Source organism: Streptomyces sp. NPDC006529, from assembly GCF_040611795.1.
GTDB lineage: Bacteria > Actinomycetota > Actinomycetes > Streptomycetales > Streptomycetaceae > Streptomyces.
On sequence record NZ_JBEXPB010000047.1, the window covers coordinates 41103 to 50681 of the forward strand.

Annotated in this window: 7 protein-coding genes; 5 read left to right on the top strand and 2 right to left on the bottom strand. The window is 73.8% G+C overall.

Annotated elements, in window-relative coordinates; all coding sequences use genetic code 11:
• Nucleotides 1-67: 67 nt before the first annotated feature.
• The gene (locus tag ABZY31_RS26060) at nucleotides 68-1297 is read right to left on the bottom strand and encodes an Ig-like domain-containing protein (RefSeq protein WP_356414572.1); all 1230 of its coding nucleotides are present in this window, start codon (nucleotides 1295-1297) and stop codon (nucleotides 68-70) included.
• A gap of 156 nt (nucleotides 1298-1453) precedes the next feature.
• Between ABZY31_RS26060 and glgX the strand changes: the two genes are divergently transcribed.
• Nucleotides 1454-3784, top strand: coding sequence for a glycogen debranching protein GlgX (glgX, locus tag ABZY31_RS26065; protein ID WP_356414575.1), 2331 nt, complete (start codon nucleotides 1454-1456; stop codon nucleotides 3782-3784).
• 161 nt (nucleotides 3785-3945) lie between these two features.
• Complete coding sequence (locus ABZY31_RS26070) at nucleotides 3946-4668, top strand: CDP-alcohol phosphatidyltransferase family protein (RefSeq protein ID WP_356414578.1); 723 nt, start codon at nucleotides 3946-3948, stop codon at nucleotides 4666-4668.
• On the opposite strand, the gene ABZY31_RS26075 is transcribed toward ABZY31_RS26070, so the two are convergent.
• A complete protein-coding gene (locus tag ABZY31_RS26075) occupies nucleotides 4649-5146 on the bottom strand; it encodes an adenylyltransferase/cytidyltransferase family protein (RefSeq protein ID WP_356414581.1) in 498 nt (165 codons plus the stop codon). The genes ABZY31_RS26070 and ABZY31_RS26075 overlap by 20 nt on opposite strands.
• A gap of 157 nt (nucleotides 5147-5303) precedes the next feature.
• On the opposite strand from ABZY31_RS26075, the gene ABZY31_RS26080 reads away from it, so the two are divergent.
• The 3 genes from ABZY31_RS26080 to ABZY31_RS26090 are packed head-to-tail and all read left to right on the top strand — an operon-like array spanning nucleotide 5304 to nucleotide 9555.
• A complete protein-coding gene (locus ABZY31_RS26080; protein ID WP_356414599.1) occupies nucleotides 5304-6509 on the top strand; it encodes a glycosyltransferase family 4 protein in 1206 nt (401 codons plus the stop codon).
• Complete coding sequence (locus tag ABZY31_RS26085) at nucleotides 6506-8245, top strand: lipopolysaccharide biosynthesis protein (protein WP_356414584.1); 1740 nt, start codon at nucleotides 6506-6508, stop codon at nucleotides 8243-8245. The genes ABZY31_RS26080 and ABZY31_RS26085 overlap by 4 nt, the downstream gene beginning before the upstream one ends.
• Nucleotides 8242-9555 carry a hypothetical protein gene (locus ABZY31_RS26090; protein ID WP_356414587.1) on the top strand — a complete coding sequence of 438 codons (1314 nt, stop codon included), beginning with the start codon at nucleotides 8242-8244 and terminating at the stop codon, nucleotides 9553-9555. Before ABZY31_RS26085 ends, ABZY31_RS26090 begins: the two co-directional genes overlap by 4 nt.
• Nucleotides 9556-9579 lie beyond the last annotated feature (24 nt).

Consider the following 9579-nt stretch of genomic DNA (forward strand, 5'->3'; position numbering starts at 1 on the left):
GAGCCGCGCGGACCGACACTCCCGGCCAGGGCCATCCCGGTCGGACAATCACTCGATCGGTCCGCGCTCAGCCGAGGGCGGAGCCCGCGACCCAGTCCGGCCAGGAGAGGTTCCAGCCGCTCAGGCCGTTGTCCGGAGCGACCGTCTTGTCCTGGGAGTTCACGATCTCGACGACGTCCCCGACCAGGGTCCGGTCGAAGAACCAGCCGGCCGGGGTGTCCGAGCCGCCGCCCTTGTCGTCGCGCAGGCCGATGCAGCCGTGGCTGGTGTTGCTGGCGCCGAAGGTGTCGGGGCTGGCCCAGTAGTTCCCGTGCAGGAAGGTGCCGGAGGCGGTGAGCCGCATGGCGTGCGGGACGTCGGGGATGTCGTACTCGCCGCCGAAACCGACGGTCTGGCCGTTCATCCGGGTCACGTCGAACATCTCGCTGACCACCATCTTGCCGTTGTAGGTGGTGTTCTTCGGCGCCCCGGCGCTGATCGGCAGGGTGGAGAGCAGCCGGCCGTCGCGGCGTACCTCCATGGTGTGGGCGGCCGCGTCGACGGTGGAGATCTGCCGGCGGCCGACGGTGAAGCTCACGCGCTTGCTCTGGACCCCGTACGAGCCGGGGGCGCCCTCGACGTCGCGGAGCTTCATGTCCACGGTGACCTCGGTGCCGGGCTTCCAGTACTCCTTGGGCCTGAAGTCGATCCGCTCGTCGCCGAACCAGTGGCCGGTGACCTCCACGGCGGGGTCGGCGGTGATGGTGATGGCCCGTTCGACCTCGGCGCGGTTCTTGATGGGCCGGTTGAAGGTGAAGGAGACGATCATGCCGGTGCCGACGGTGGAGCGGTTCTCGGGCTTGAAGTAGCCGATGAACCGCTCCTCGGGGACGTAGGTGGTGAAGCTGGTGTGCCGGGCCTGGCGGCGGTTGTGGCCGTCGACCGCGACGGCGTCCACCGTGTACTTGGCGGCGAGCGCGAGCCGTCCGGCGCCCGCGTCGGGGTGCCAGCCGAGGCCGTCGGGATCGATCGATCCGGGTACCTGTTCCTCCTGCGCGTCCTCCACCTTGGTGACCACGACCCGCTCCAGGCGCCCCTCGGGCACGTGCACCGTCAGCGGCCCTTCGGCGGGCACGCCCTTGGCGTTGTCCTCCGGGGTGACCCGGATGGCTTCCTGCGGCGATCTGGCCTTCCCCGGGAGCTGGATCTCCACCGGGGAGCCGCCCCCCTCGGTGCATCCGCCGACTCCGCCCATCAGGCCCGCCCATGCCGCCACGGCGGCCATCCCGGCCCGCGCCCGCCTCTTCACAAGTCTCACGGTGCGTCCAACGACCGTCCCGTCCAGGGGAAACGTGAGTGCCGCCCAGGTTCCGGGCAGAACAGTGGGGAGGACCGGACGGGGGTGGGCTGCGGCCGGGACGCCGCAGCCCCCTTCCCTCCCCCCGCAGGTACCGAGGAGCCGTGGAGGCGGGCAGTGACGAGCGCAGCCGAGGACGAGGCGGTGGAATCCGTTCCGCACGCCCCCGAAAGGACCGACGGCCACATGGACGGCCGGGGCGGCGGATACGCCGACGGGCAGGTGTCCGTGCAGGTGGGCGCCCAGGTCGCCAAGGCGGTCGCGGGCCGGGTACGGGCCCGCCCGCTCCCCGGGCCGACCGTGTGGCCCGGCTCCTCGCACCCCCTGGGAGCCCGCTACCGGACCGGCCCCGACGGGGTCGCGGGCACCAACTTCGCGCTGTGGGCGCAGGGGGCGGAGTCCGTGGAGCTGTGCCTGTTCGACGAGGGCGGCGCCGAGACCCGGTGCACGCTGGCGGAACTGACGCACGAGATCTGGCACGGTTTCGTGCCGGGCGTGCGCCCGGGGCAGCGGTACGGCTTCCGGGTGCACGGCCGGTGGGACCCCTGGACGGGAGCCCGCTACAACCCGGCGAAGCTGCTGCTGGATCCGTACGCCCGCGCGGTGGACGGGGACTTCACGCTGCCCCCGGAGGTGTACGGGCACGTGCGGGACTGGCCGCAGCAGTACATCGCGGACACCGTGCGCGACGACCGGGACTCGGCGCCCTTCGTCCCGAAGGGGGTGGTCGTCCACGACGACGACGACTGGGCGGACGACGTGCGCCCCAAGACGCCGTGGGCGGACTCCGTCATCTACGAGCTGCACGTGCGCGGTTTCACCATGCGCCACCCGGGGATCCCGGAGGAGCTGCGCGGCACGTACGCGGGACTGGCCCATCCGGCGGCGCTCGCGCACCTGACCGAGCTGGGGGTGACGGCGGTGGAGCTGCTGCCGGTGCACCAGTTCGCGCACGAGGACCACCTGCTGCGCCGGGGGCTGCGCAACTACTGGGGCTACAACTCGGTCGGCTACTTCGCCCCGCACGCCGGGTACTGCGCCTCGGGCACCACCGGGCAGCAGGTCGGCGAGTTCAAGCGGATGGTGAAGGCGCTGCACGCGGCCGGGATCGAGGTGATCCTCGACGTGGTCTACAACCACACCGCGGAGGCGGGCGAGCTGGGCCCGACCCTGTCGCTGCGCGGGATCGACAACCGGGGCTACTACCGGCTGCAGAACGACCAGCGGCGCTACGCCGACTACACGGGCTGCGGCAACACCCTGCACGCCGGGCGCCCCCACGTACTGCGGCTGATCACCGATTCGCTGCGGTACTGGGTGACGGAGATGGGGGTGGACGGCTTCCGCTTCGACCTGGCGGCCGCGCTGGCCCGCTCCATGCACGACGTGGACATGCTGTCGCCGTTCCTGGCGGTGATCGCGCAGGACCCGGTGCTGCGGCGGGTGAAGCTGATCGCGGAGCCGTGGGACGTGGGGTCGGGGGGTTACCAGGTGGGCGCCTTCCCCCCGCTGTGGACCGAGTGGAACGACCGGTACCGGGACGCGGTCCGCGACTTCTGGCGGGGCGCGCTGCCCGACGTGCGGGACCTGGGCTACCGGCTGTCCGGGTCCAGCGACCTGTACGCGTGGGGCGGCCGGCGCCCGTACGCCTCGGTGAACTTCGTAACCGCGCACGACGGTTTCACCCTGCGCGACCTGGTCTCCTACGAGCGCAAGCACAACGAGGCCAACGGCGAGGACGGCCGCGACGGGACCAACGACAACCGGTCCTGGAACGGCGGGGTCGAGGGGGAACCGCCCGAGGGCACCGACCCGCGGATCGCGGCGCTGCGCCGGCGCCAGCTGCGCAACCTGCTGACCACGCTGCTGCTGTCGACGGGGGTGCCGATGCTGGTGGCGGGCGACGAGTTCGGCCGGACCCAGGGCGGCAACAACAACGCCTACTGCCAGGACAACGAGACGGGGTGGGTGGACTGGTCCCTGCTGGAGGACCCGGCCTGGCGGGAGCTGTTCGCGCTGACCGCGCGGCTGGTGCGGCTGCGCCGGGAGCACCCGGTGCTACGGCGGCGGGCGTTCTTCTCGGGGCGGCCCCAGGGCGCGGACGGGCTGCGGGACCTGGCGTGGTTCACCCCGGACGGCGCGGAGATGACCGAGCGGGACTGGTACGCGCCCGCGGCCGCGCTGGGCTTGTACCTGTCGGGGCGGGACATCCCGGGGCGGGACGAGCGGGGGCACCCGGTGACGGACGACAGTTTCCTGGCCCTGCTGCACGCCGGGGACCGGCCGGTGGCGTGGACACTGCCGGGGGCGCCGTGGGCGGCGGAGTACGAGGTGGTGCTGGACACCTCGCGGGAGGACCAGGAGGCGGCCCCGGGCGTGCGGTACCGGGGCGGGCGGACGATGACGGTTCCGGCGCGGTCGGTGGTGCTGCTGCGGGTGGTGTCCTGAGGGGGCGTCGGGTGGCGACCGCGTGGCGGCGGCGCGGTGGCGGTCCGGTGGCGGCTTTCCGGCCGCGGCGGCGGCCGCCGCGGCGCGCCCTGCGATGATGTGCCGTCGTACACGCGTGCGCTTGCGCGCGTGGCAACGGGGTCGTCGAAGGGGCTGTGCGGATGGCCAGTGTCAAGGCCGCGCTCGGGGAGTTGCGCGGGGCGCAGAAGTCGGCGAAGGGGGTGTCGCTGTACTCGCGCTTCGTGAACCGGCCCGCCGGGCGGTACCTGGCCGCCGGTTCGTACGCGCTGGGGCTCAGCCCGAACCAGGTGACGCTGGTCAGCGCCGCCTTCAGCTTCGCCGCCGTGGGCGCCGTGGCGCTGGCCGGGCCCTCGTGGGGGCTCGGTTTCGCGGTGTGGGCGGCGCTCGCCGTCGGCTTCGCCTTCGACTCGGCGGACGGGCAGCTCGCCCGGCTGCGGGGCGGCGGCAGCGCGGCGGGCGAGTGGCTCGACCACGTCGTGGACTGCGCCAAGCTGACCGCGCTCCACACCTGCGTGCTGATCGCCTTCTACCGCTTCCCGGAGGCCTACGGGACCACCGGGGACGGCTGGCTGCTGGTGCCGCTGGGCTTCCAGTTCGCGGCCGTGGTGACCTTCTTCGGCGGACTGTTGACGGAGAAGCTCAAGCCGCGGCCGGCTCCGGGGAGCGCGGCCGCCGCGCCCTCCACCCTGCGCGCGGTGGCGCTGCTGCCCGTGGACTACGGGGTGTTCAGCCTGGTGTTCCTGCTGCTCGGCGGCGGGGAGCTGTTCCGCTGGGCCTACGCGGGATTCGGCGCGGTGGCCGCGCTGTTCCTGCTGGCGTTCCTCGCCAAGTGGTTCCGCGAACTCAGCGCAGTTCGGCGCTGAGCGGGCCCGGCGCGGGAGCGGCGAGCGCGTCCAGGGCCCGGCGCAGCTGGGTGCTGGACGTGTGCACGGTATAGGGGAAGTAGACGACGTCGACGCCGACGGTGGCGAAGTCCTCTTCCAGCCGTTGGCCCTTGGGCGTGCCGCGCCAGTCGTCGCCCTTGAAGATCACGTCGAAACGGACCTGCTTCCAGGTCTCCAGTTTGTCGGGGACCGTCTCGACGAAAGCGGCGTCGACGTACTTCACGCTGCGGACGATTTCCAGCCGCTCGACGAGCGGAATCATCGGGCGGCGCCCCTTGGCGCGTTCCGCCATCTCGTCGGAGACCACCCCGGCCACCAGGTAGTCGCACCGACTCCGTGCGTGCCGGAGGATGTTGAGGTGCCCGATGTGGAAGAGATCGTAGGCGCCCGGCGCGTAGCCGACCCGGTACGGCCTGCGTGCGGGCGCGCCCCCTGCGGACGTGTCCTGCTCGGTCATGTGTTACCCCCCAGAAGCCGCGCCCCCCGGCGCGGCGGATCAGCAGACAATAGCGTGCGCGTTCCACCTCGTGCGGGTGAACGATTAGGGTGTGCAGCGCATCGACCTGGGGGGAAGGGGACGTTCAGTGTCCATATCCGGTCACCGGCGCCTGCTGCTGGTATCCACCAATTACGCTCCCGAGCACGCGGGCATCGGCCCGTACGCCACACAAATCGCGGAGCACTGGGCGAATATCGGCCACGATACCCATGTCCTCGCGGGTATGCCCCACTATCCCTCCTGGTCGCTCGAACCGGAGTACAAGGGGGCGCTCCGGCGCACGGAGAAGCGCGCGGGGGTGACCGTGCACCGGCGTGCGCACACCGTCCCGGCGCGGCAGACCGCCGTCAAGCGGGCCCTTTTTGAAGGATCGATTCTGCTGCACGGCGCGGTGGCCCCGCCACGGATGCCGAAGCCGGACGCGGTCCTCGCCCAGATGCCCAGCCTGGCGGGCGGCGTGCTCGCGGCGCGGCTCGCGGCCCGGTGGAAGGTCCCCTTCGTCCCGGTAGTCCAGGACCTGATGGGCGCCGCCGCCGCGCAGAGCGGGATCAGCGGCGGCGACCGGGCGGCCGTGATCGCCGCTCGCGCCGAGGCCTACGCCCTCAAGCGCGCCACCCTGGTCGGCGTCATCCACGAGACCTTCGTGGACCGGGTCGTGGGCATGGGCGTGGACCCGGAGCGGATCCGCCTGGTCCCCAACTGGTCGCACGTGCCCGCCCCCGCCAAGCCGCGCGACGAGACCCGTCGCCACCTGGGCTGGGCCCCCGGCCAGACGGTGGTCCTGCACTCCGGGAACATGGGCCTCAAGCAGGGCCTCGACGTCCTCGTCGACGCGGCCCGCCTCGACCCCGGCGTCCGCTTCGTCCTCATGGGCGACGGCAGCCAGCGCGGGGCCCTGGCCGACCTGTCGGCCGACGTGCCCAACCTGGACATCATCCCCCCTGCCGCCGACGGCGAGTTCCCCGATATCCTCGCGGCGGCGGACGTGCTCGCGGTCACCCAGCACGCGGGCGTGCTCGACATGAGCGTGCCGTCCAAGCTCACCTCCTACTTCGCGGCGGGCCGGCCGGTCGTCGCCTCGGTGGCGGCCGGGGGCGGTACCGCCCAGGAGGTGGAGCGTTCGGGAGCCGGTGTGCTCGTCACGCCGGAGGACCCGGGCGCGCTGCTGAAGGCCGTACGCGCGCTGGCCGACGACCCGTGGGAGGCCGACGCGCTCGGCGCGGCCGGTCCGCGCCACGTGGCGGCTCACCTGAGCCGTGCGGCGGGCCTCGCCCGCATCGACGCACTGATGGACGAAGCACTTGGGGGTCCCCGGCCGTGATCGAGACGAACCGCCCGGCAGCGGTCCCCGCCGAGGACGAACCCGACCTCCTCAGGGACCAGTTCCGCCAGCTGACGCGCTACCGCAGGCTCATCGGCGCGGGCATCGGTATCGGTCTGCTGGGCGGTGTGTACCTGGGCGTCTCGACCGCCGACACCTACGTCGCCACCGCCGACGTGGTCCTGCGCACGCCCACCGACGACCCCTTCAACCCGAGCATCGCGCCCGACAAGGCGATCAACATCGGCTCCGAGCGGCAGGTCGCGCTCAGCAGTTCCATCGCGGCCGAGGCCGCGAAGAAGCTCGGCGTCCCCGAAACCGGTCTCGCGGCGCTGCGTTCGGGGCTCCAGGTCACCAACCCGCCGCAGACCATGGTGCTGCGCTTCACCTACACCTCCGCGTCCCCCGCGCAGGCCGCCAAGCGCGCCAACGCGATGACCGAGGCGTACCTGCTCAAGCGGCGCGACGCCCTCGACGTCACCCGGGACGCGATGGTCAAGAGCTACAAGGACCAGCGCGACCCGGTCGCCAAGCAGCTCGACGACCTGGTCAAGCAGATAGCCAACATGCCCGCGGGCAGCGCGCGCGACGCCGCCTACTCCTCCCGCACCGACCTGCAGAGCAAGGTCGGCCAGCTCAACGGCAACATTGCCAAGCTCGACGCGCTCGACATGACCCCCGGCCGGGTCACCAGCGCCGCCACCCCGCCCACCCGGCCCGACGGCCCGGGCATCGTCATGTCGCTCGCGCTCGGCGCGGCCGTCGGTCTGGCCCTCGGCCTGCTCGCCGCCTGGGTCCGGCTGGTCTTCGACCCGGCGCCGCGTTCCGACGGCGACGTCTCGCGGGCCCTGCGCGCCCCGGTGCTCGGGAACCTGCCCCGCGACAAGACCGGCGGCGGGCCGCTGCTCGCCGCCGGCGAGGCCGATCCGCGGCTCGCGGAGGAGTACCGGTCCGTGGCCTTCCGGCTCGCCTACGACTCCCGGTTCGCCGACCGCCGGCGCCTGCTCGTGGTCGCCCCGCGCGGCAGCAGCGAGACCGCCGCCGCGGTGGCCGTGAACCTCGCCGCGTCCTTCGCCGAGACCGGCAAGGACGTCCTGCTCATCGAGGCGGACCTGCGGACGCCGCTGCTCGCCAGCCAGCTGCCCACCGACGCGGGCGGGCGGCCCCGCTGGAGCCAGCCGCCGGGCGGGACCGGCGGACCCGCCGAGCCGGAGTGGCCCGACGGGCGCCAGCTCGTCGTGGACGCCGGCGAGTCCGGCGCCTTCGACCTGATCCCCGGCGAGCGGGTGCGCAACGTCGCCCGCGCGCTCACCACGCCGCGCGCGACCCGGCTGATCTCGGAGGCCGACTCCCCGAACTCCACCGTGGTCGTGCTCGCGCCGCCCGTCCTGTCCTACGCCGACGCGCTCGCGCTGGTCGACCGGGTCGACGGCGTCCTGGTGGTCTGCGACCCGCGCGCCGTGCACCGCACCGACCTGACCCGGATCCGCGAGCTGATCAGCGGCGCGGGCGGCACCGTACTGGGCGCCGTCCTGCACGGGCCGCTGCCCGGCGAGAAGCGCGGCTGGTCCGGCCGCCGGTCCGCGTCCCGGACCGCGCCGGCGTCGGCGGTCCCGGCCGCCGCGGCCGCGCCCGCCGCCCCGGCCCGCGGCGAACTGCCCGAGCCGGACCAGCAGATCCCCGGTGACGGCAGCGACACGGTCGCCCTGCGCACGGTCCGCACGGGCCGCAGATGAGCCGTCGCGGTCTCGCCGCCCTCTCCTCGGTCCTGGACCAGGCGGCGTCCAGTGCCACGAACATCCTGGTGCTGGTGCTGGCCGCGCGCCTGTCCTCGGCCGCCGGTTTCGCCGCTTTCTCCATGGTCTACGTGACCTTCAGCGTGCTGCTCGGGCTGAACATGGCGTACGTCGGCCAGAGCGTGGTCCTGGAGCACGGGGAGCGGCGGGCGGTGGTCTGCCGCTCCGCGGTGGCCTTCACCGGCTCGGCCTCGGTGCTCGTGGGCGGCGCGCTCGCCGTCGTCGGCCTCCTCCTGTCCGGTCCGGCCGCGGGGGCGTTCCTCGCGCTGGGCGCGGTGCTGCCGCTGGTCCTGGTCCAGGACGGGCTGCGGTACTGCTTCTCGGCGCTGCGCACGCCCGAACGGGCGCTGGCCGCCGACGCCTTGCGGCTGGTGTGCGTGGTGGGCGCCCTGCTGCTCCAGCCGTCGGGGGCCTCGCCGGGCCGGCTGGTGCTCGTGTGGGGGGTCTCGGCGCTTCCGGCGCTGGCGCTCGGGCTGTGGCTGCTGCGGCCGTACGTGCGCGGGGCGCGGGCCGACCTGCGGCCGTACCTGCGCCGGGGGCACCTCGGGCAGCGGTTCGTGGTCGAGTTCGCGGTGGGCAACGGCTCCAGCCAGCTCGCGGTGCTCGGGCTCGGTGTCTTCGCCACCCCGCTCGCCGTGGGCGCGCTGCGCGGTGCGAGCACCCTCTTCGGTCCGCTCAACGTCCTGTACAACTCGGCCAACGCCTTCGGGCCGCCGATGCTGGGGCGGCGCGGGGGCAAGCGTGCGGTGGTCCGTACGACGGGGGCGCTCGGGCTGGTCCTGGCGACGCTGGGCGCGGCGTGGGCGGCGGTGCTGTACCTGCTGCCGGACCGGCTGGGGCGGCAGTTGCTCGGCGAGACCTGGTCCTCGGCGGCCGCCCTGCTCCCGGCGACCGGGGCGCAGTACGCGGCGATGGGGCTGGGCACCTGCGCCCTGCTGACCCTGCGGGTGCTGGCGCCGAAGGCGACGCTCTCCGTGCAGGTGGTCTTCTCGGTGCTGTCGGTGGTGCTGATGCTCGGCGGGTACGGGGTGGGGGGTGCGCAGGGCGCCGCGTGGGGCCTGGCGGCCGGCTCGGCCCTCAAAGCCCTGGCCGCCTGGACCCGCGCCACCCGCCTCCCGACCCCGGAGCCCGCCACCCCGACCCTCGGGCCCGCCACACCCAGCCCGCCCGCCCAGACCCCTGGGCCCGCCACATCCAGCCCGCCCGCCCAAACCCCTGGGCCCGCCACATCCAGCCCGCCCGGCGATTGAGGGCCCGCCGGAGGCCCCACCGGC